We start from the raw sequence: 20,584 nt of genomic DNA, 5'->3' as shown, positions 1-20,584 counted from the left end.
CAGGCTTTGTATGAAAAGCTTTGATACTCGGTGATGCTGCGTTGAAAACAGCCTCGGGGCCTGACGTTCGTCTCAAGACGTTTCATGTAGACCCTAGGGCTGCCAGTCGACGCCGGTATCCTTCAGGTAGGCATCCACGGCGGCGCCTACCGTGGGATGAAAGGCCTGCGCACCAATGCAATGGAACAGCTCGAAGCGCTTCATCTTGTCCTTGACCGGGTCTTTCATCTCGGCAAATTGCAGCTCAACGCCACGGGATTCAAGGATGCGGTCCAGTTCGGCGAGCATGTCAGCGGAGGTGATGTCGATGCTGGTCACAGGCTCGGCGGCCACCACCAGGCGTTGTACCGGGGTCGGCGACTCGTCGATCGCTGCCATTACGGTGTTATGGAACTGCTCGGCATTGGCGAAGAACAGCGGAGCATCCCAACGCAGCAGCACCAGCCCCGGAATCCGTCGTGCGTGCGGGTGGCGCTCGATGTCGTGGTAACCGCGGGTGCCATCCACACGGCCCAGCACGGCGAAATGCGGACGCCAGCCGTCCCAGAGAAATTCGATCACCGAGATCACCACCGCGATGCCGATGCCAGGAATGGCGCCGAACACCGCCACGCCGACGAAGCAGGTGAACGACAACCAGAACTCCCATTGCTGCATACGGAAGATGCGCTTGAGGTCGGCGAACTCGAACAGCCCCAGCGCGGCGGCGATCACCACTGCCGCCAGGGCGCTGTTGGGCAGATAGCGCATCAGGTTGGGCGCCACCAGCAACAGGAGCGTGACTGCCAGCGCGCCGATGATGCCGGTCAGTTGGGTCTTGGAGCCAGCAGCTTCGGCGACTGGGGTGCGTGACGAGCTGCTGCTGATGGGGATGCCCTGGAACAACCCGGACGCCAGATTGGCCACGCCCAGGCCGAACATTTCCTGGTTCGGGTTCACCGGAGCCTTCAAGCGAGCGGCGTAGGTGCGCGACAGCACGCTGGTGTCAGCGAAGGACACCAGTGCCACGGCGATGCCGCCCAGTAGCACCTCCACCAGGTCAATGTCGCTCAGCCATGGAAAGGTGAAACTGGGCAGGCCCTGGGGCAGCTCGCCGAGCACCTTCACGCCCTGCTGGTCCAGGTTCAGCACGCTCACGGCCACGGTGGCCAGCACCACCGCGATGAGGATGCCGGGGAGACGTTTGTAGGGTTTGAGCAACACGATCAACGCCAGGCTGGCGCCACCCACCGCGAAGCTTGGCCAATGGCCTTGGCCGGCGAACAAGGCCTGGGCCAGTTGCCAGAGATCGCGCAAAGGGCCCTGGCTGTCGAACGAAAGGCCGAACAGCTTGGGTAGCTGGCTGATCAACACCGTCAGGGCAATGCCGTTCATATAGCCATAGCGGATTGGTTTGGACAGCAGTTCGGTGATGAAGCCCAGCCGCAGCAGGCCGGCGACCATGCAGAACGCACCGGCCACCAGGGCCATCATGCTGGCGATGGCGATAGCCCGTTGTGGGTCGCTGGCGGCGTATTGCACCACCACGGCGAGGATGGGGGCCGCCAGTGCCGAGTCCGGGCCGAGCACCAGAATGCGGCTGGGGCCGAACAGGGCGTACGCCAACAGCGGGACGATGGTGGCATACAGGCCGTAGATGCCCGGTACCCCGGAGGCTTCGGCGTAGGCGATCCCCACGGGGACCAGCATGGTGGTCAGGACCAGGCCCGCGGCGAGGTCCCTGGGGAGCCAGGTGGGTTGGTAGTGGAGCAGGGTGGCCAGACCGGGGAGCCAGCGTTGCCAGTCGAAGCGGGAGGCGCGAGGCGATTTTTCCATGGTGCAGGCTCCGGGAAGTGGGGGGCTCTACAGCACTAGCGCGCCCCCATCAACCTCAAGGATGCAAGACATTTGCGAACTTGCAACCCGCTGCTTGAGGTCACATCAGCTTGGGAATTGGCTTACCGGGGCCAGGAAGGGCTCACGGCTGCCCAGCGGGCAAAAGAAAACCCCTTGGGCATTGCTGCCCAAGGGGTTTTCGTATCGCGACTGGCCTGGTCTCAGACGTTGAAGCGGAAGTGCATCACGTCACCGTCCTTGACGATGTAGTCCTTGCCTTCCAGACGCCATTTACCGGCTTCCTTGGCGCCGCTTTCACCCTTGAATTGGATGAAGTCGTCGTAGGCGACAACTTCAGCGCGGATGAAGCCTTTTTCGAAGTCGGTGTGGATCACGCCAGCGGCCTGAGGCGCGGTAGCGCCGACGCGTACGGTCCAGGCACGTACTTCCTGCACGCCGGCGGTGAAGTAGGTCTGCAGGTTCAGCAACTGGTAACCGGCACGGATCACGCGGTTCAGGCCAGGCTCTTCCAGGCCCAGGGCCTCGAGGAACATGTCCTTCTCTTCGCCTTCATCCAGCTCGGCGATTTCCGCCTCGATCTTGTTGCACACCGGCACCACGACCGCGCCTTCTTCCTCGGCGATGGCCTTGACCACGTCCAGGTGCGGGTTGTTTTCGAAGCCGTCTTCGGCAACGTTGGCGATGTACATGACTGGCTTGCTGGTCAGCAGGTGGAAGCCACGGATCACGGCCTTGTCTTCGGCGCTCATGTTCTTCATCAGGCTGCGCGCAGGCTTGCCTTCGGTGAAGTGCGGAATGAGCTGCTCAAGGATGGCCTTCTGTGCCAGGGCTTCCTTGTCGCCACCTTTGGCGTTACGGGCAACCTTCTGCAGTTGCTTTTCGCAGCTGTCGAGGTCGGCGAAGATCAGTTCGAGGTCAATGATCTCGATGTCGCGCTTGGGGTCGACGCTGTTGGAGACGTGAATCACGTTCTCGTCTTCGAAGCAGCGCACCACGTGGGCGATTGCGTCGGTTTCGCGGATGTTGGCCAGGAACTTGTTGCCCAGGCCTTCACCTTTGGATGCGCCCGCCACCAGGCCGGCGATGTCGACGAATTCCATGGTGGTCGGCAGGATGCGGTTCGGCTTGACGATTTCCGCCAGCGCGTTCAGGCGCGCATCAGGCATCGGCACGATGCCGCTGTTCGGCTCGATGGTGCAGAAAGGGAAGTTCTCCGCCGCGATGCCGGACTTGGTCAGGGCGTTGAACAGGGTGGACTTGCCGACGTTGGGCAGGCCGACGATGCCGCAATTGAAACCCATGGGTGTTCCCCTCTCTAGGAAATCAGGCCTTCTGGCTGTGCAGTTCGCGCATCGCCTTGGCGAAGTCGCCAGCGAGCACGTCCGGCATTACGCCGAGGGCAAAATCGATGCTGGCGTCGAGCTTCTCCTGCTCGGCGCGCGGCGCGCGGCCCAGGACGAAGTTGGAGACCAGTTTGGCGTCGCCCGGGTGGCCGATGCCAAGCCGCAGGCGGTGGAAGTCGTTCTGGTTGCCGAGCTGCGCGATGATGTCGCGCAGGCCGTTGTGCCCTCCATGGCCGCCGCCGCGCTTGAGCTTGGCAACGCCCGGAGGCAGGTCGAGTTCGTCATGCGCCACCAGAATGGCCTCCGGCTTGATGCGGAAGAAATTGGCCAATGCCGCCACGGACTGGCCGCTGCGGTTCATGTAGGTGGTGGGGATCAGCAGACGAACGTCGTGACCCTGATGGCTGAACTTAGCCGTCAGGCCGAAATATTTTTTGTCAGCGGTCAGCGACACGCGCTGGGCGCTGGCAAGGCGTTCAACGAAAAGAGCCCCTGCGTTATGCCGGGTCTGTTCGTATTCGGGGCCGGGGTTACCCAGGCCAACGATCAACTGGATGGCGGTCACGTCAGGGGCTCTTCCTTGGAGTTGGTGGGTTACAGGGCGCGGGGCACTGTAACCCGGTCAACACCGGCGCGCGAGTGGATTACTCGGCAGCGCCTTCAGCTTCTGGAGCAACGCGCGGAGCGTGAACGTTGGCAACAGCTTTGTCATCACCGTGGGCCAGAGCGACGAACTCTACGCCTTTCGGAGCTTTCAGGTCCGACAGGTGGATGATGGTGCCGATTTCAGCCTTGGCCAGGTCGACTTCGATGAACTCAGGCAGGTCCTTGGCTTCGCAGGAAACTTCAACCTCGGCCACTACGTGGGAGATTTCGCCGCCTTTCTTGACCGGGGCTTCTTCGTTGATGAAGTGAACCGGCACTTTGGCGGTCAGCTTCTGGCCTGCAACGACGCGAACGAAGTCGGCGTGCATGATGAAGCCTTTGGCCGGGTGGCGCTGCATGGCCTTGACCACGACGTTCTGCTTGGCGCCGTCGACGTTCAGTTCGATAACGTGGCTGAAGGCAGCTTCGTTTTCGAACAGCTTGGTGATTTCCTTGGCCAGGATGGTCAGGGATTGGGCTTCTTTATCGCCACCGTAGACAACGGCAGGGATGTTGGCGGAGTGACGCAGGCGGCGGCTCGCACCTTTCCCCAGGTCAGTACGCGCTTGGGCGTTCAGGATGAAGTCAGTCATTTTGTATCTCCAAAATAGCCTCCCGAGGGCGTTTGCGACCAGCGCCAACGGGGATGGCAAAAAAGCCCCGCCCCAACAACAGGTGTTGGGGCGGGGCGCTTTTCGTCAGCAGGTGTTCCGCTTAGCGGAACATCGCACTGATCGATTCTTCGTTGCTGATGCGGCGTACCGCTTCAGCGACAACCGGTGCGATATCCAACTGGCGGATACGGTCACAGGCTTGAGCAGCGGCGGACAGCGGAACGGTGTTGGTCACCACCAGCTCGTCCAGTACCGACTTCTCGATGTTCTCGATCGCGCGGCCCGACAGGACAGGGTGCGTGCAGTAGGCGTAAACCTTGGCAGCGCCGTGTTCTTTCAGGGCCTTGGCCGCGTGGCACAGAGTGCCGGCGGTGTCGACCATATCGTCTACCAGGATGCAGGTGCGCCCTTCGACGTCGCCGATGATGTGCATGACCTCGGAGTGGTTAGCCTTCTCGCGGCGCTTGTCGATGATACCCAGATCGACACCCAGGGACTTGGCGACGGCACGTGCGCGCACGACACCACCGATGTCCGGGGAAACGATCATCAGGTTCTCGAAACGCTGGTCTTCGATGTCGTCGACCAGTACGGGCGAGCCGTAGATGTTGTCGACGGGGATATCGAAGAAACCCTGGATCTGGTCAGCGTGCAGGTCGACGGTGAGAACACGGTCGATACCCACGACAGTGAGCATGTCAGCGACGACTTTGGCGCTGATGGCTACACGTGCCGAACGCGGACGGCGGTCCTGGCGGGCGTATCCGAAGTAAGGAATCACGGCGGTGATTCGCGACGCTGAGGAGCGGCGGAAGGCATCAGCCATCACGACCAGTTCCATCAGGTTGTCGTTGGTTGGGGCACAGGTTGGCTGGATGATGAAGACGTCCTTACCGCGAACGTTTTCATTGATCTCAGCACTGATTTCGCCGTCGGAGAATTTGCCGACAGAAACATCACCCAGTGGAATGTGCAGCTGACGTACGACACGCCGAGCCAGATCGGGGTTGGCATTCCCCGTAAAGACCATCATCTTGGACACGCGCAGTACCTGAAGGCTGAGGGTAACCTGGATGAGTATAAGGAAAATGGCAGGGGCGGCTGGATTCGAACCAACGCATGGCAGGATCAAAACCTGCTGCCTTACCGCTTGGCGACGCCCCTGTATCTGTTGCTGCGAGCGCTAGGCACTCGACTTCTTGATCAGACTTTGCAGCTTGCGATGCAACATCGAAACATTGCTTCCTTTCGCCACAAACCCTGTTTGGGTCTCTGAAAGAAGGGCCAGAACTTTATCAGCTTCGGCTTTGCTTGGGAAGGCCCCAAACACACAACTTCCAGTGCCGGTCAGTCGAGCTTCAGTGAATTTACCCAATGAATTCAACGCATTGCGAACTTCTGGGTAACTCTGCTCTACCACCGGTTGGCAGTCATTTCGACTGTTTCCCTCGGGAACGGGGCGCATCTTAAGGGGGAGGGAATCACGTGTCAACTGTGGATGCGAAAAAATTTCTACAGTACTGACAGAGACTTGCGGCACCAGTACGACGTACCAGGGCTCTTCGGGGTCGACCGGGGTCAGCTGCTCGCCGACACCTTGGGCGAAAGCTGCATGACCGCGAACGAATACGGGGACATCGGCGCCCAGGGACAGGCCCAGGCTCGCCAGTCGGTCTTCATCCCAGCCCAGCTGCCACAAGTGGTCCAGGGCCAGCAGGGTGGTCGCGGCATCGGAACTGCCGCCACCGATTCCACCGCCCATGGGTAAAACCTTGGTCAACCAGATGTCGGCGCCCAGGTGGGTGCCAGACTGCTCCTGCAGTTTACGGGCGGCGCGCACGATCAGGTTGCTGTCATGTGGCACCGAGTCGATCTCGGTGTGCAGGCGGACCTGGCCGTCGTCACGCAGGGCGAAGCTCAGCTCGTCAGCGTGTTCGAGGAACTGGAACACGGTTTCCAGTTCGTGGTAGCCGTCCGGGCGACGACCGATGATATGCAGCCACAGGTTGAGCTTGGCCGGCGCGGGCAGGGTGAGCTTTTGCATGGTTTCAGTGCCCCAGCTGGCGTGGCTGCCAGTCCTTGACCACCAGGGTCACGTCCAGGTTTTCGCCATGCAGTTTCATGCGCTCGGGCAGCCAGTAGCCGTTCTGCTGGGTGTAGCTCAGGTACTGCACCTGCCAGCCATCCTGGTTCAGGCTGGCCAGGCGGCTGTCGTCATCCAGGGTGAGCTGGCTCTTGCTGTCCGGGGCCGGCAGTCCGCGCACCCACCACACCAGGTGCGAAACGGGCAATTGCCAGCCCAGTTGTTCTTCGAGCAGGGCTTCGGGGCTGTTGGCCTCGAAGCGGCCCTGGTTGGCGACTTCCAGCACCACGCCGCCAGGGCGGCCGGTCAGGCGTGCGGCGCCACGGCCAAGCGGCCCGGCCAGACGGATGTCGTAGTAATCCTGGCGCTGCAGCCAGAACAAGGTGCCGCTGCCGGAGTCGCGGGGGGCGCGAATACCGACCTTGCCGTTGATCTGCCAGCCGTCCAGGGTGCTCAGCTGTTCTTTGTGGGCTCGCCACTGTTGTGGGTTGCCTTGGCCATGCAGGGCTTCGCGGGATCCGAAGCCGGCACAGCCGGCAAGCAGGGCGATCAGGGAAAAGGTAATGCAATGGCGCAGGAACATGGCGTTAAAGAGTCTCGGATCCGGTCAGGCGCAAGACGGTCTTGCGCAGGATAGGGCTGTCGGGTTGGGCCTCGAAGGCCTTGGCCCAGACCTGGCGGGCCTCACGACGCTTGCCGTTGGCCCACAGCACTTCGCCCAGGTGGGCGGCGACTTCATGGTCGGGGAAGCGCTCGAAGGCCTGGCGCAGGTAGCGCTCGGCTTCGTCGAGGTTGCCCAGGCGGTAGGCGACCCAGCCCAGGCTGTCGAGCACCGCCGGGTCGTCCGGGGTGAGCTGGTGGGCCTTGTCGATCAGCGCCTTGGCTTCGGTGTAGCGGGTGGTTCGATCGGCCAGGGTATAGCCGAGCGCGTTCAGTGCCATGGCGTTTTCCGGCTGGCGGGCGATGATGGCGCGCAGGTCTTGTTCCATTTGCGTCAGGTCGTCGCGCTTTTCGGCCAGCATGGCGCGGGTGTAAAGGAGATTAAGGTCGTCCGGGAAGCGCTTGATGGCTTGCTGCAGCACCTGGTTGGCCTGGGCGTCCTTGTTGTTGTTGCTGTAGCTCTCCGACTCGACCAGGAACAGCTGGACCGCGAGGTCCGGCTGGGCTTCGCGGGCCTCGGCCAGCAGGCGCGAGGCCTCGGTGCCGCGACCGTTGGCGATCAGGATGTCGGCCTGGCGAAGTTGCGCTGGCAGGTAATCGGGGCCAGTGCCGACCAGGGCGTATTCGCGCAAGGCACCCTCGGGGTCGTTGCGTTCCTCGCGGATGCGGCCCAGGTTGAGGTGGGCGGCATCGACGTTGCTGTCGCGCTCGATCAGCTCCTGCAGGTAGCTTTCGGCTTCATCCCAGTCCTTGTTCTCCATGCAAACCAGTGCCAGGGAGTAACGCAGCTCGTCATCTTCCGGGTACTGCTGGACCAGGCCGAGGAATTCACCCTTGGCGTCGGCGATGCGGTCCTGCTCGACCAAGGTTCGGGCGTACGTCAGGCGCAGGCGCTTGTCGTCCGGGTTGTCGCGGATGGCGCCGCGCAGCAGCGGCAGCGCCTCGGGGCCGCGGTCAAGGGCCTGGAGCAGGCGGGCGCGCAGCAGGATCGGCGCCACTTCGCCGTTTTGTGGCGGGTGTTCCTCCAGCAGGTCGAGGGCTTGCTGGGGCTTGCCGTCCTGGTTCAGCAGCAGGGCCTTGCCGAAGACCAACTGGCTGTTGTCCGGGTATTTGACCAGCAGCCGTTCGAAACTCTGCAACAGGCCGTCGCGGGTACCTTGATCGGTTTCGGCGGCCGACAGGGCGAGGAAGTCGAAGTGGGTGTCACCCTGGCCCTGAAGCACCTTTTCCATGTAGGCCATGGATTCGTCATAGCGGCCGGCGCCTGCCAACTGGACGGCAGCGGCGCGCTGGGCGTCGAGGTTCTGCGGGTCGTTGCGGGCCCAGATGAGCGCGTTGTCCAGGGCCGGCTCGTCGGCACCGAGGTATTCGGCGATGCGGTAGGCACGCTCGGACACGCCTGGGTCCTGGGTCTTCTGCGCCTGGTCGGTGTAGTTGGCCAGGGCGATGTCGAAGCGATTGCGCTGGCCGGCCAGCTCCGCGACCAACAGGCTGTAGAGCGTGTCCTGTTTGAATGACCCATACACCACGGGCTTGTCGGCCGCGGCTTTGCCCGCCTCGGCGACGGGCGGTTCGGCTTGTTGCGGGGCCAGGTTCTGGCAGCCCTGGAGCAGGGCGAAGGCAAGCAGCAATGCGTAGGGTCTGTTCATAAATGAGGCTTAGAAGGACTAACCGGCGGTCGGAGCATGATGACACAAGCGCGGGGGCAAACCCACCGGCGAAGGTCGTGGTTTACAGGGATAGCCTGGGATTGTTGGGACAATAGCGAACGGTGGTTGTTCTAAAACCTGTGAAAGAGGACAATTATCGGCTTCTCGTCACAACCAGCGACCTTGCATGGCCTTTCTTGCACTTGGTATCAACCATAAGACTGCCTCGGTAGACGTACGCGAGCGCGTGGCGTTTACCCCAGAGCAGCTGGTAGACGCCCTGCAGCAGCTCTGTCGACTGACCGCCAGCCGCGAAGCGGCGATTCTGTCGACCTGCAACCGTAGCGAGCTCTATATAGAGCAGGACCACCTGTCCGCCGATGCCGTCCTGAAGTGGCTGGCCGACTATCACCGGCTGAGCCTGGATGAGCTGCGCGCCAGCGCCTACATCCATGAAGAGCACGATGCCGTGAAGCATATGATGCGGGTGGCCTCCGGACTGGACTCGCTGGTGCTCGGCGAGCCGCAGATCCTCGGCCAGATGAAGTCGGCCTACGCCGTGGCCCGCGAGGCCGGCACCATCGGACCGCTGCTCGGGCGCTTGTTCCAGGCGACCTTCAGCGCCGCCAAGCAGGTACGGACCGATACCGCGATCGGCGAGAACCCGGTGTCGGTTGCCTTCGCCGCCGTCAGCCTGGCGCGGCAGATCTTCAGCGACCTGGGCCGCAGCCAGGCCCTGCTGATCGGTGCGGGCGAGACCATTACCCTGGTCGCCCGTCACCTCCACGAGCAAGGCGTGCGCCGGATCGTGGTTGCCAACCGGACCCTGGAGCGGGCCAGTATCCTGGCCGAACAGTTCGGTGCCCATGCCGTGCTGCTGGCGGACATTCCGCAGGAACTGGCCAACAGCGACATCGTCATCAGCTCCACTGCCAGTCAGTTGCCGATCCTCGGCAAAGGCGCGGTGGAAAGCGCGCTGAAACAACGTCGGCACAAGCCGATCTTCATGGTCGATATCGCCGTGCCGCGAGACATCGAGCCTGAAGTCGGTGAGCTCGATGACGTGTACTTGTACACGGTCGATGACCTGCACGAAGTGGTCGCCGAAAACCTCAAGAGCCGCCAGGGTGCGGCGCAGGCTGCCGAAGAGCTGGTCTCGGTGGGCGCCGAGGACTTCATGGCGCGCCTGCGCGAGCTGGCGGCGGTTGATGTGCTGCGTGCCTATCGCCAGCAAAGCGAGCGCCTGCGCGACGAAGAACTGCAAAAGGCCCAGCGACTGCTGGCCAACGGCGGCAACCCCGAAGATGTACTGGCCCAACTGGCCCGGGGGCTGACCAACAAACTCCTGCATGCGCCCAGCGTGCAACTGAAAAAGCTCTCGGCCGAGGGCCGCCTCGATGCGCTGGCCATGGCCCAGGAACTCTTTGCCCTCAACGAGGGCTCGACGGACAAAACCCCGCAATGAAAGCGTCGCTGCTGAACAAACTGGACACGCTCCAGGACCGCTTCGAGGAACTCACCGCCCTGCTCGGTGACGCCGAAGTCATTTCCGACCAGACCCGATTCCGCGCCTATTCCCGTGAATACGCCGAAGTCGAGCCGGTGATCGCTGCCTATAAAGAGTGGCGCAAGGTTCAGGACGACCTCGAAGGCGCCCAGGCTCTGCTCAAGGATGCCGACCCCGACCTGCGCGAAATGGCGGTGGAGGAGGTGCGGGAGGCCAAGGAGCAACTGGTGGGCCTGGAGTCGCAACTGCAGCGCATGCTGCTGCCCAAGGACCCCAACGACGGTCGCAACGTGTTCCTGGAGATTCGCGCAGGTACCGGCGGTGATGAGGCGGCGATCTTTTCCGGTGACCTGTTCCGCATGTATTCACGCTATGCCGAGCGGCGCGGCTGGCGCCTTGAGATCCTCTCGGAGAACGAGGGCGAGCATGGCGGCTATAAAGAGATCATCGCGCGTGTCGAAGGCGACAATGTCTACGGCAAGCTGAAGTTCGAGTCTGGCGCGCACCGCGTGCAGCGAGTGCCGGAAACCGAGTCCCAGGGCCGCATCCATACCTCCGCATGCACGGTGGCGGTGTTGCCTGAGCCCGACGAGCAAGTGGCCATCGAGATCAACCCCGCTGACTTGCGGGTCGACACCTACCGTGCTTCGGGTGCTGGCGGCCAGCACGTCAACAAGACCGACTCGGCAATCCGCATCACCCACTTGCCGACCGGTATCGTGGTCGAGTGCCAGGAGGAGCGTTCGCAGCACAAGAACCGTGCGCGGGCCATGTCCTGGTTGTCAGCCAAGCTCAATGACATGCAGACCAGTGCCGCCCAAAACGCCATCGCCAGCGAGCGCAAGCTGTTGGTCGGCTCGGGTGACCGCTCCGAGCGTATCCGTACCTACAATTATCCACAGGGCCGGGTGACCGATCACCGTATCAACCTGACTCTCTATTCCCTCGACGACATCCTCGCCGGTGGCGTGGAGGCCGTGATCGAGCCGTTGCTGGCCGAGTACCAGGCCGATCAATTGGCTGCCCTGGGGGAATAATGACCATCATCGCCAGCTTGCTGCGCAACGCGCAGCTGCCGGATTCGCCCACTGAGCGACTGGATGCCGAACTGTTGCTGGCCGCGGCCATCGGTAAGTCGCGCAGCTACCTGCACACCTGGCCCGAGCGGATCGTCAGCAGCGAGGCGGCGGACGTCTTCGCCAGTTACCTCGAGCGCCGTCGCGCCGGAGAACCGGTGGCCTATATCCTCGGGCAGCAGGGCTTCTGGAAGATCGACCTGGAGGTCGCGCCACACACCCTGATTCCGCGTCCCGATACCGAGCTGCTGGTAGAAACAGCCCTCCAGCTGCAGCCAGCCTCGCCAGCCAGGGTGCTCGACCTGGGTACCGGTACCGGTGCCATCGCCCTGGCGCTGGCCAGCGACTGCCCGGCCTGGCAGGTGACGGCGGTGGACCGTGTCGACGAGGCAGTGGCCCTTGCCGAGCGCAATCGCCAGCGCCTGGGCCTCGATAACGTGAAGGTGATGGCCAGCCATTGGTTCGACAGCCTGGCGGGGCAACGCTTCGACCTCATCCTGAGCAACCCGCCCTACATCGCCGCCGAGGACCCGCACCTGGCGGAGGGCGACGTGCGCTTCGAACCGAGCAGCGCCCTGGTGGCGGGGCCCGATGGCCTGGATGATCTGCGGATAATCGTCGACCAGGCGCCGGAGCACTTGCTGCCGGGTGGTTGGCTGTTGCTCGAGCACGGTTATGATCAAGCGACTTCGGTGCAGGCGTTGCTGACTGCCCGGGGCTTTACCGAGGTCGCCAGCCGCAAGGACCTGGGCGGCCACGAACGCATCACAATGGGACGTCTGCCATGTTGAGTGACCAGGAACTGTTGCGTTATAGCCGGCAGGTGCTGCTGGCCCAAGTCGATATCGATGGCCAACTGCGGCTCAAGCGCAGCAAGGCGCTGATCGTCGGCCTCGGCGGCCTCGGCTCGCCGGTCGCACTGTACCTGGCGGCGGCAGGCGTGGGCGAACTGCACCTGGCGGACTTCGACACCGTAGACCTGACCAACCTGCAACGGCAGGTGATCCACGACAGCACCAGCGTCGGCATGAGCAAGGTGGACTCGGCGATCCAGCGTCTGCAGGCGATCAACCCCGAAGTGAACCTGGTTGCCCATCGCCATGCACTAGACGAGGACTCCCTGGCTGCGGCGGTGGCGGCGGTTGACCTGGTGCTGGACTGCTCGGACAACTTCGCCACCCGCGAAGCCGTCAACGCGGCCTGTGTGGCCGCCTGCAAGCCGTTGGTCAGCGGTGCGGCCATTCGCCTGGAAGGGCAGCTTTCGGTGTTCGACCCGCGCCGCGACAACAGCCCTTGCTACCACTGCCTGTATGGCCATGGCAGCGAGGCCGAGCTGACCTGCAGCGAGGCCGGCGTCATCGGGCCGCTGGTCGGGCTGGTGGGCAGCTTGCAGGCCCTTGAGGCGATGAAACTGCTGGCTGGTTTCGGCGAGCCGCTGGTGGGGCGCTTGCTGTTGATCGACGCACTGGGCACGCGCATGCGCGAGCTGCGGGTCAAGCGTGACCCGGCTTGTGCCGTGTGTGGTAACCGGCATGGCTGAACGCTCGGCGCCGGTCGGCGTGATGGATTCGGGGGTCGGCGGATTGTCGGTGCTCGCCGAAATCCAGCGCCTGCTGCCTGGCGAGTCGCTGTTGTACGTGGCCGATTGCGGCCATGTGCCCTACGGTGAGAAATCGGCGGAGTACATCCGTGAACGCTGCAGGCACATTGCCGAGTTCTTCCACGCACAAGGGGCCAAGGCCATGGTCCTGGCGTGCAATACCGCCACGGTGGCGGCGGTGGCCGACCTGCGTGAGCGCTACCCGGATTGGCCGCTGGTGGGCATGGAGCCTGCGGTAAAACCGGCTGCGGCGGCGACTCGCTCCGGGGTGGTCGGTGTTCTGGCCACCACCGGCACGCTGCAAAGTGCCAAGTTCGCCGCCTTGCTGGACCGCTTTGCCAATGACGTGCAGGTTGTCACCCAGCCGTGCCCGGGACTGGTCGAGCGGATCGAAACCGGCGACCTTGGCAGTGCGCAGCTGCGCCAGTTGCTGCTGGGCTACGTACAGCCGCTGTTGGACGCGGGCTGCGATACGCTGATTCTGGGGTGCACCCATTATCCCTTCCTACGCCCGCTGCTGGCTGAAATGGTGCCGGCGGACGTTGCGATCATCGACACCGGCGCCGCGGTTGCGCGGCAGTTGCACCGTTTGCTGGCCGCTCGCGATCTGCTGGCCGACGGGCCGGCGCAGGCGGCACGCTTCTGGAGCAGTGCCGACCCGCAAGCCCTGAGCGATATCCTGCCTTTGCTATGGCATGAGTCCGATCGTGTGCAACGCTTCCCGTTGTAACCACAGCGCGGAATAAAGCTGAACTATCGTGCTATCGCCGATTTCTACTATTTGCCTGGCACAAGGCGAACAGTCATAACACATCAGGAAGAAGGAAGTTTCCCATGAAGAAACGGCTTGGCGTGGCGGCGGCTGCCGCCTGGATTCTGGGGCATGTGGTAACGGCGCAGGCCGCCGATGTTTCGTTTTCGGTGGGCCAGACCGGTGACTCCACACAGGTCTATCGCCTGGGGCTGCAATCGAACTGGGACGCCAGTTGGTGGCAAACCCGCGTGGGCAGGCTGACGGGCTACTGGGATGGGGCCTACAGCTATTGGGACGGTGACGAAACCGCCAGCAACCACAGCCTGTCGTTTGCGCCTGTCTTCGTGTACGAGTTCGCCGGGGAGTCGGTCAAGCCTTACATCGAGGCCGGTATTGGCGTTGCGTTGTTCTCTAGCACCGAGCTGGAAAGCAACGAACTTGGCTCGTCCTTCCAGTTCGAAGATCGCATCGGCGTGGGCCTGCGCTTTGCCGGTGGCCATGAGTTGGGTATCCGGGCCATTCACTATTCCAACGCGGGCATCAGGCAGCCCAACGATGGTGTAGAAAGCTACAGCTTGCATTACCGCATGCCGCTGTGAGCACGGCCCCGCCGCGGGGCCATGCTGGCGTGTGTCCTCAGCGTGGCAAGGGCCACAGGTTGCTCAGCGTCAGGGCTTCGAGCACCAGTTCAGGCTCACGCTGAGGCAGCCGACGTATCAGTTCATCGGCCGTACGCTCCGGCGTCCACTGCTCAGGTATGGCCTGGGCCGATGAAGCCGGGCTTTGCATGGCCTGCGGCGCCACCAGCGTCAGCCCGACTCCAAGGATCTGCAGCTCTTGACGCTGTTCGCGCAGCCACTGCGCGGTGCTGTTGGCGCCGCTGGGCATGCGTGTCGGCGAGTACAACTGAAGGGCGGAATAACGGCTGAGCAACGCCATTACTTGTGGCGCATCGCGCTTGACCAGCAAGGGCAGGGCGCTGGTGAGGCAGTGCTCGCTGGCGTGCAGGTTGGTGCTGACGATGGCTTCGAACAGCTCGGCCTCAGGGAGGTCATCGGCCAGGTAGTCGCACGTTCCGGCATTGAGGATCAGGCAGTCCAGTCCCCCCCAGTTGCGCAGGATCGACGCCGCGGCTGCCTGAGCCTGCTCGAGCAGCGGCAATTGCCCTGGTACGCGCAGCAACTGTTGGGGGTACCGCTTTGCCAATCCATCCAGCGCTTCGCTGTCCCTGCCACTGGCGGCGACGCGGTGCCCGCCTTCCAGCAACTGCTCCACCAAGGCCAGCCCTAGTCCATTACTGGCGCCTGTTACCCAGAAATCCAGTGTGTTGTTCAATGTGCTGCCCTCTGATCCTGCCGGCGCGGAAGGCCTTTGAAAGCTTCCAGGGCGCGCTGGCGACTGCTTGTGAGATCGACGATTGGATGGTGATAGGATTTATTAGCAAAAAGATCGGCCGCCTTCATCGGCTCATGAACCCTTTCGTCGCCCAGGTCCGACAATTCCGGTAGCCAGTGGCGGATGAAGCGCCCTTGGGGGTCGAAGCGCTGCGACTGGGAGACCGGGTTGAAGATACGGAAGTACGGCACCGAGTCGGTGCCGGTGGAGGCGCTCCATTGCCAGCCCCCATTGTTGGCGGCGAGGTCGCCATCGATCAGGTGGCGCATGAAGTGCCGCTCGCCCAGGCGCCAGTCGATCAGTAGGTTCTTGCTCAGGAACATGGCGACGATCATGCGCAGACGGTTGTGCATCCAACCGGTTTCCAGCAGTTGGCGCATGGCGGCATCGATGATCGGGAAACCGGTACGGCCTTCCTTCCAGGCGTTGAAGTCGGCAGGGGCGTCGCGCCATGGGAGGGCTTCGGTCTGGTCGCGGAAGGCACGGTGTCGGGAGACCTGTGGATAACCATTGAGGATGTGTTTATAGAACTCCCGCCACAGCAACTCGTTGATCCAGGTCTGTATACCTGCGCTGCCACTGTCCAATTCGCCTCGGTTGTGGGCCAGTGCAGCGTGCAGGCACTGGCGGGGCGAGATCACGCCAGCGGCCAAATAGGCAGACAGTTGACTGGTGCCCGGCTCAGCTGGCAGGTCGCGCAGGTGCTGGTAGTTCTCGATGGTTTCATCGAGAAAACGCTGGAGCCGCTTCTGTGCTTCATCCTCGCCCGCAGGCCAGAGCGTTCGCAGGGTATCGGTTGGCGTATCGAAACCTTCGATCCGCTCCGGGACCGGGTCGCTCGGAATGTTCAGCGGGGCCTGGCATTGCACCCGGCCAGCCAGTGCCGGCAGGCCCAGATGCAGCCGCTCGAAGCAGGCCTTCTTGAATTGGCCGAACACCTGGAAGTACTGGCCGCTGCGCGTCAGGACGGTGCCGGGGCGCAACAGCAACTGGTCGAGGTAGCTGTGCGCCTGTATGCCGGATTGCTCCAGCAGGCGACGCGTTGCTTCGTCGCGACGGTGTTCGTGGATGCCGTACTCCTCGTTCCAGTGCACGGCTTCTACCTGCAGTTGCTTGCAGACCGCGAGCAGGGTCTCGGGGGCCTGGTCCCAGCGTTCGACCGTGCGGATCAGCAGCGGGATGTTCAGGGCCTTCAGCGACTGACGCAGCGTGCGCAGGTTGCGCAGCCAGAAGTCGACCTTGCAGGGGGCATCGTCGTGGTCCTGCCATTGGCCGGGACTGGCCAGCCAGATGGCCACGGTGGGGCCGCGCTCACAGGCGGCGCTCAAGGCAGTGTTGTCGGTAACGCGCAGGTCGGTGCGCAGCCAGATCAATTGCATGGCAGGGTCAACTCTTCAGGCAGACGGCCCTGGCGTTGGAGCAAACGCAGGGCCGCCTGTGGGGTATCGAACAGAAACAGCTGGTCAAGATCCAGCGCCTGCAACGGTGGGGTATGCAGGGCAACGGTCAAGCCGCCCAGCAACTTCATCCCGTCCACTTCGGCCAGGGTCCGGTGCAGGGCTTTCAGGTCGACGCGTGGGCCCAGGTGCAGCAACAGTGCGCGGGGCCGCAGGGCTGCGACGGCGCGTTGCAACTCTGGCCCGCTGACGGGGTATTCGAGCACCTCCACGGCGATGCCGTTGCTGCTGAGGAGCCAGGCATACAGCCACAAGCTGATGTCGAAAGGCCGTTCGCTGTCTTCGGCGAGCAGCACTGGCGGGCCGGACAGCAACTGGTTGTCGTGATAGACCCGAGCGCCCAGTTTGCTGCGCAGCCAGGTGTGGAAGAACACCTGCTCAAGGCGGGCGTTGAAGTAGCTGCGCCAGCGCTGTGCGAGGCTGTCGAGCAAGGGCAGCAGCAATTGCTCGCACAGGGTGATGGCAGGGTAGAGGGCCATCACCTGGTTCAGTTGCTGGTCGAGTGCGCGTTGCGAGAGGCTGGCGACGGCCTCGATCAAGTGTTCCTGACGGGCCTGCCAGTCGCCCTGGGGCGCGCTGTTGGCAGGCTGGTCGAGCAGCTCGCGTACTTGGCCGACCGATGCACCGCGTTCCAACCAGGCAAGAATGGCCTCGACGCGCGCCAGCTGGTCCAGCGGATACAGCCGGTGGCCTTTGCTGGTGCGCTGCGGCTTGAGCAGACCATAGCGCCGTTCCCACGCCCGGAGGGTGACTGGGTTTACGCCGGTGCGGCGAGCCAGCTCGCCGATGGGTAGCAGTTCAGACGGCATTGCGCAGCCCCAGGTCCTCGGGGTGAGGTTGCAGGTAGGCCTGCTGTAGCAAGTAAGGATCCGGGTGCTTGCGCAAATGGTGCTTGAGCAGGGTCAGGGGTACCACCAGCGGTATCACGCCCTGCTGGTACTGGCCGATGATGGTTTGCAACTCGGCCTTGTCCTGCGAACTGAGTGAGTCCTTGAGGTAGCCGGTGAGGTGCTGCAGGACGTTGCCATGGGTGCCGCGGCTGGCACAGCGACGCAGGGCCTGCATGAGCAGGCTGAAGTAACGCGGCCCTATCACCAACGGGTCGTCGTCCTTGCGCATGTTGCCAAGCAGGCGGCCGAGCTCGCGATAGGCCTGGGGATTGTTGGCCATCAGCAGGTACTTGTAGCGCGAGTGAAAGCGGATCAGTGCACCACGGCTCAGGCCCTCGGCCAGCAGGTGTTGCCAATCGGCGTAGGCGTAGACGCGGCTGATGAAGTTTTCCCGCAGCACCGGGTCGTGCAGGCGGCCTTCCTCCTCCACCGGCAGGTCTGGGCGCCGTTCGCAGAAAGCCGCCGCGAACGCGCCACGCCCGCCTTTGCGCGCTGGGTGCCCGGCCTCCTGATAGACCTTGACCCGTTCCAGCCCGCACGAGGGGGACTTCTGCATGAAGATGTAGCCGCAGATATCGTGCAGTTGAGTGGCCATCTGCTCGCCGTAGGCACGCAGCGGCCCTGACAGGTCGGTACCGGGGTTGCGTGTGCCGACCACTTCAGGCTTTTCGGGGTCGCCCACCAGACGGATGGCGTCTCGGGGAATGCCAAGGCCGATGGCCACTTCAGGGCACACCGGCATCCATTCGAAGTGCTGTTCGAGCTGGCCGAGGCACAATTCGGACGCCTTGTGCCCGCCGTTGTAACGCACGTTGTGCCCGGTAAGGCAGGCGCTGATGCCGATTCGAGGCTTACGGTGGGCAGAAGGCTCGAGCATGGTTGTCTCCGGAGACCTGTACAGAAATAAATGTGTGTACAAGGCTATTCCAGCACAACCAGAAATTTATGCAACCTGGTTTTTTTGTATAGGTTTAGCGCTCGCTTACTCAAGGTGTTCCAGAAGGCGGCGTGCGGCCTCCTGGCCACTGAGCCAGGCACCTTCGACCCGTCCGGACAGGCACCAATCGCCACAGGCATACAGGCCTTGGTCGGCATCGGCCAGGGCGCCCCATTCGTGATTGCCCGCTGGGCGCGCGTACAGCCAGCGGTGGGCGAGGGAGAACGTCGGAGGTGGCACCACGCAACCGATCAATTCGGCGAACTCTCCCAACAGTTGTTCGATCACTTCGTCCTTGTGCAGGTCGATGTGGTGTCTGCTCCAGGTGGAGGTGGCGTGCAGGACCCAAGTATCGAGATGCCCGTCCCGTCCTGGCTTGCTGCGATTACGGGCCAGCCAGTCGAGCGGGTTGTCCTGGACGAAGCAGCCTTGCATCGGGGTGTCCAAGGGTGTCTGGAAGCCCAGGGCAATGGCCCAGGTCGGCTCCATCGTCACCCCTGCCGCGACGGCGGCGAGCTTGGGCGTAGCGGCAAGCAGCGGAGTGGCCTGAGGCGCCGGCACTGCGATGACCACGCGGCTGTAGGGACCATGGCTGCAGCCTTCGGTGTCCTGCAGGTGCCAGAACTGTTTGCCACGGAAGACCTCGGCGATGCGGCAGCCGAAGTTGACTGTCACATCCTTGAGTAGCCCACGGGTGATCGCGCTCATGCGAGGCACGCCGACCCAGCGGGTCTGCTCGTCGGGGGAGGGGGTCAGTTCGCCGTCGCGGTAGTTGTACAACTGCGGCTTCCATTGCGCGGCCCAGCCGTTGGCGACCCACTGTTGCACCTGCTCGACGAAGCGTCGATCGCGGGCAGTGAAGTACTGGGCGCCCAGATCGAGCGCACCGGCCTCACTGCGTTTGCTGGCCATGCGACCGCCACTGCCATGGCCCTTGTCGAACAAATGGACGGCCTGCCCGGCCTTCTGCAAGGCCTGGGCGGCGGACAGGCCGGCTATGCCGGCACCGATGATAGCGATTGGTACTGTCATGATGGCCTCTTCGAACCGTGCTGTTACGCAGACTACGCTGTCAGGCAAACCTGTACAATGCATAATTTTTGTATAAGGTTATGCTGCTTCATGGAACAGGGTGGCCTATGTTTAACGAGAGCGTTGGGTCAAACATCTGGTCAGGAAAGTGCCTTGATCTTAAAAATAGACCACAGCGGCACTCCACGAGGACACAGCCATGCATATATTGCTGACAGGCGGTACCGGCTTGATTGGCCAGCACCTGTGCCAACTCTGGTCAAGCCAGGGTCATCGTCTCACGGTCTGGAGCCGCCGCCCCGAACAAGTGCCCAGGTTGTGTGGCAGTGGGGTGCGTGGGATAGCCCGGCTGGAAGACCTGGCCGCCGACGAAGTGCTTGATGCGGTGGTCAATCTGGCCGGCGCGCCCATTGCGGACCGACCTTGGACGGCGGGCCGGCGCAGCGTGCTCTGGGCCAGCCGGGTCACCCTGACCGAACAATTGCTGGCCTGGCTCGAGGCCAGGGCACAACGTCCCGAGGTGCTGGTTTCAGGGTCCGCCGTGGGGTGGTACGGAGATGGCGGTGAGCGTGAGCTGACCGAGTCCTCGCCGCCTGTGCGTGAGGATTTCGCCAGCCAGCTGTGCATCGCCTGGGAAGAAACCGCATCGCGCGCCCAAGCCTTGGGCATACGTGTGGTGCTGGTGCGAACCGGCTTGGTACTGGCTGCCGATGGCGGCTTTTTGTCGCGCCTGCGCCTACCGTTCAAACTCGGCCTGGGCGGGCCTTTGGGCGATGGCCGGCAGTGGATGCCCTGGGTCCACATAGACGATGAAATCGCCTTGATTGATTTTCTGTTGAAGCATAAGGACGCTAGCGGTCCTTATAATGCCTGCGCCCCTGAACCTGTGCGCAACCGCGAGTTCGCCAGGCGTCTGGGCCGGACCCTGCACCGGCCAGCAGTGCTGCCGGTACCCAGGCTGCTGCTGAAGGCAGGCCTGGGCGAGTTGTCGATCCTGCTGCTCGGCGGCCAACGGGCCCGCCCAGCGCGCTTGCTGGCGGCGGGCTTCACGTTCCGTTTCAACGATCTGCAATCGGCGCTGGACAGCCTGTCCAGCCGCCTCTGAC

At 63.2% G+C, this 20,584-nt stretch carries 20 protein-coding genes and 1 tRNA gene; 7 read left to right on the top strand and 14 right to left on the bottom strand.

The features are described from left to right. Positions 1–93: 93 nt before the first annotated feature. The 9 genes from IF103_RS20485 to IF103_RS20445 form a co-directional block, all read right to left on the bottom strand. Positions 94–1,815 carry a SulP family inorganic anion transporter gene (locus IF103_RS20485; RefSeq protein WP_027907461.1) on the bottom strand — a complete coding sequence of 574 codons (1,722 nt, stop codon included), beginning with the start codon at positions 1,813–1,815 and terminating at the stop codon, positions 94–96. 221 nt (positions 1,816–2,036) lie between these two features. Then, positions 2,037–3,137, bottom strand: coding sequence for a redox-regulated ATPase YchF (gene ychF, locus IF103_RS20480; RefSeq protein ID WP_023382361.1), 1,101 nt, complete (start codon positions 3,135–3,137; stop codon positions 2,037–2,039). 22 nt (positions 3,138–3,159) lie between these two features. Next, positions 3,160–3,744, bottom strand: coding sequence for an aminoacyl-tRNA hydrolase (pth, locus tag IF103_RS20475; protein WP_023382360.1), 585 nt, complete (start codon positions 3,742–3,744; stop codon positions 3,160–3,162). A gap of 79 nt (positions 3,745–3,823) precedes the next feature. Then, entirely contained in the window at positions 3,824–4,417 is a 594-nt protein-coding gene (locus IF103_RS20470; RefSeq protein ID WP_023382359.1) for a 50S ribosomal protein L25/general stress protein Ctc, read from the bottom strand. A 121-nt stretch (positions 4,418–4,538) separates the two neighbouring features. Next, complete coding sequence (locus IF103_RS20465; RefSeq protein ID WP_016391678.1) at positions 4,539–5,480, bottom strand: ribose-phosphate pyrophosphokinase; 942 nt, start codon at positions 5,478–5,480, stop codon at positions 4,539–4,541. Between the two features lie 47 nt (positions 5,481–5,527). Further along, a tRNA-Gln gene (locus IF103_RS20460) sits at positions 5,528–5,602 on the bottom strand. Between the two features lie 19 nt (positions 5,603–5,621). Continuing rightward, on the bottom strand, positions 5,622–6,482 hold the full coding sequence (gene ispE, locus IF103_RS20455) for a 4-(cytidine 5'-diphospho)-2-C-methyl-D-erythritol kinase (RefSeq protein ID WP_202675631.1): 861 nt from the start codon (positions 6,480–6,482) through the stop codon (positions 5,622–5,624). A gap of 4 nt (positions 6,483–6,486) precedes the next feature. Beyond that, complete coding sequence (gene lolB, locus IF103_RS20450; protein WP_023382357.1) at positions 6,487–7,104, bottom strand: lipoprotein insertase outer membrane protein LolB; 618 nt, start codon at positions 7,102–7,104, stop codon at positions 6,487–6,489. Positions 7,105–7,108: 4 nt separating this feature from the next. Further along, entirely contained in the window at positions 7,109–8,830 is a 1,722-nt protein-coding gene (locus IF103_RS20445) for a tetratricopeptide repeat protein (protein WP_023382356.1), read from the bottom strand. A gap of 187 nt (positions 8,831–9,017) precedes the next feature. Here IF103_RS20445 and hemA point away from each other — a divergent pair, with 187 nt between their 5' ends. From hemA to IF103_RS20415, 6 genes are all read left to right on the top strand, one after another. Then, positions 9,018–10,295 carry a glutamyl-tRNA reductase gene (hemA, locus tag IF103_RS20440; protein ID WP_023382355.1) on the top strand — a complete coding sequence of 426 codons (1,278 nt, stop codon included), beginning with the start codon at positions 9,018–9,020 and terminating at the stop codon, positions 10,293–10,295. Further along, positions 10,292–11,374, top strand: a complete 1,083-nt coding sequence (prfA, locus tag IF103_RS20435) for a peptide chain release factor 1 (RefSeq protein ID WP_023382354.1) — start codon at positions 10,292–10,294, stop codon at positions 11,372–11,374. The genes hemA and prfA overlap by 4 nt, the downstream gene beginning before the upstream one ends. After that, a complete protein-coding gene (gene prmC / locus IF103_RS20430) occupies positions 11,374–12,204 on the top strand; it encodes a peptide chain release factor N(5)-glutamine methyltransferase (RefSeq protein WP_027907460.1) in 831 nt (276 codons plus the stop codon). The genes prfA and prmC overlap by 1 nt, the downstream gene beginning before the upstream one ends. Next, positions 12,198–12,953 (top strand): molybdopterin-synthase adenylyltransferase MoeB, encoded by a 756-nt coding sequence (locus IF103_RS20425; RefSeq protein WP_023382352.1) that lies wholly within the window; start codon positions 12,198–12,200, stop codon positions 12,951–12,953. Before prmC ends, IF103_RS20425 begins: the two co-directional genes overlap by 7 nt. Then, positions 12,946–13,743, top strand: coding sequence for a glutamate racemase (gene murI, locus IF103_RS20420; protein WP_023382351.1), 798 nt, complete (start codon positions 12,946–12,948; stop codon positions 13,741–13,743). The genes IF103_RS20425 and murI overlap by 8 nt, the downstream gene beginning before the upstream one ends. Before the next feature lie 104 nt (positions 13,744–13,847). After that, positions 13,848–14,366 (top strand): acyloxyacyl hydrolase, encoded by a 519-nt coding sequence (locus IF103_RS20415; RefSeq protein WP_023382350.1) that lies wholly within the window; start codon positions 13,848–13,850, stop codon positions 14,364–14,366. Between the two features lie 37 nt (positions 14,367–14,403). Here the strand turns inward: IF103_RS20415 and IF103_RS20410 are convergent, their stop codons facing one another. The 5 genes from IF103_RS20410 to IF103_RS20390 all read right to left on the bottom strand — a co-directional run bounded on the left by IF103_RS20410 (position 14,404) and on the right by IF103_RS20390 (position 19,478). After that, positions 14,404–15,102 carry an SDR family NAD(P)-dependent oxidoreductase gene (locus tag IF103_RS20410; RefSeq protein ID WP_104883312.1) on the bottom strand — a complete coding sequence of 233 codons (699 nt, stop codon included), beginning with the start codon at positions 15,100–15,102 and terminating at the stop codon, positions 14,404–14,406. Further along, on the bottom strand, positions 15,099–16,541 hold the full coding sequence (gene phrB, locus IF103_RS20405) for a deoxyribodipyrimidine photo-lyase (protein WP_023382348.1): 1,443 nt from the start codon (positions 16,539–16,541) through the stop codon (positions 15,099–15,101). The genes IF103_RS20410 and phrB overlap by 4 nt, the downstream gene beginning before the upstream one ends. After that, complete coding sequence (locus IF103_RS20400; protein WP_023382347.1) at positions 16,532–17,428, bottom strand: MerR family transcriptional regulator; 897 nt, start codon at positions 17,426–17,428, stop codon at positions 16,532–16,534. The genes phrB and IF103_RS20400 overlap by 10 nt, the downstream gene beginning before the upstream one ends. After that, positions 17,418–18,386 (bottom strand): YbgA family protein, encoded by a 969-nt coding sequence (locus IF103_RS20395; protein WP_023382346.1) that lies wholly within the window; start codon positions 18,384–18,386, stop codon positions 17,418–17,420. The genes IF103_RS20400 and IF103_RS20395 overlap by 11 nt, the downstream gene beginning before the upstream one ends. Positions 18,387–18,491: 105 nt before the next feature. Further along, entirely contained in the window at positions 18,492–19,478 is a 987-nt protein-coding gene (locus tag IF103_RS20390; RefSeq protein WP_023382345.1) for an NAD(P)/FAD-dependent oxidoreductase, read from the bottom strand. 199 nt (positions 19,479–19,677) lie between these two features. Between IF103_RS20390 and IF103_RS20385 the strand changes: the two genes are divergently transcribed. Further along, the gene (locus IF103_RS20385) at positions 19,678–20,583 is read left to right on the top strand and encodes a TIGR01777 family oxidoreductase (protein ID WP_023382343.1); all 906 of its coding nucleotides are present in this window, start codon (positions 19,678–19,680) and stop codon (positions 20,581–20,583) included. The last annotated feature ends 1 nt before the right edge of the window (position 20,584 follow it).

It is taken from the genome of Pseudomonas sp. SK2, assembly GCF_016772395.1.
Classification (GTDB): domain Bacteria; phylum Pseudomonadota; class Gammaproteobacteria; order Pseudomonadales; family Pseudomonadaceae; genus Aquipseudomonas; species Aquipseudomonas taiwanensis.
Note: the sequence above shows the minus strand (reverse complement) of the source record. Positions and strands in the feature narration are given on the sequence as shown.

Bases quoted from the DNA above. Each gene is read 5' to 3' on its own strand.
- prmC (WP_027907460.1), top strand. From the start codon at position 11,374: ATGACCATCATCGCCAGCTTGCTGCGCAACGCGCAGCTGCCGGATTCG.
- murI (WP_023382351.1), top strand. From the start codon at position 12,946: ATGGCTGAACGCTCGGCGCCGGTCGGCGTGATGGATTCGGGGGTCGGC.
- IF103_RS20485 (WP_027907461.1), bottom strand. From the start codon at position 1,815: ATGGAAAAATCGCCTCGCGCCTCCCGCTTCGACTGGCAACGCTGGCTC.
- lolB (WP_023382357.1), bottom strand. From the start codon at position 7,104: ATGTTCCTGCGCCATTGCATTACCTTTTCCCTGATCGCCCTGCTTGCC.
- IF103_RS20385 (WP_023382343.1), top strand. From the start codon at position 19,678: ATGCATATATTGCTGACAGGCGGTACCGGCTTGATTGGCCAGCACCTG.
- hemA (WP_023382355.1), top strand. From the start codon at position 9,018: ATGGCCTTTCTTGCACTTGGTATCAACCATAAGACTGCCTCGGTAGAC.
- IF103_RS20425 (WP_023382352.1), top strand. From the start codon at position 12,198: ATGTTGAGTGACCAGGAACTGTTGCGTTATAGCCGGCAGGTGCTGCTG.
- IF103_RS20470 (WP_023382359.1), bottom strand. From the start codon at position 4,417: ATGACTGACTTCATCCTGAACGCCCAAGCGCGTACTGACCTGGGGAAA.
- IF103_RS20400 (WP_023382347.1), bottom strand. From the start codon at position 17,428: ATGCCGTCTGAACTGCTACCCATCGGCGAGCTGGCTCGCCGCACCGGC.
- IF103_RS20415 (WP_023382350.1), top strand. From the start codon at position 13,848: ATGAAGAAACGGCTTGGCGTGGCGGCGGCTGCCGCCTGGATTCTGGGG.
- ispE (WP_202675631.1), bottom strand. From the start codon at position 6,482: ATGCAAAAGCTCACCCTGCCCGCGCCGGCCAAGCTCAACCTGTGGCTG.
- phrB (WP_023382348.1), bottom strand. From the start codon at position 16,541: ATGCAATTGATCTGGCTGCGCACCGACCTGCGCGTTACCGACAACACT.
- prfA (WP_023382354.1), top strand. From the start codon at position 10,292: ATGAAAGCGTCGCTGCTGAACAAACTGGACACGCTCCAGGACCGCTTC.
- IF103_RS20390 (WP_023382345.1), bottom strand. From the start codon at position 19,478: ATGACAGTACCAATCGCTATCATCGGTGCCGGCATAGCCGGCCTGTCC.
- IF103_RS20445 (WP_023382356.1), bottom strand. From the start codon at position 8,830: ATGAACAGACCCTACGCATTGCTGCTTGCCTTCGCCCTGCTCCAGGGC.
- IF103_RS20395 (WP_023382346.1), bottom strand. From the start codon at position 18,386: ATGCTCGAGCCTTCTGCCCACCGTAAGCCTCGAATCGGCATCAGCGCC.
- ychF (WP_023382361.1), bottom strand. From the start codon at position 3,137: ATGGGTTTCAATTGCGGCATCGTCGGCCTGCCCAACGTCGGCAAGTCC.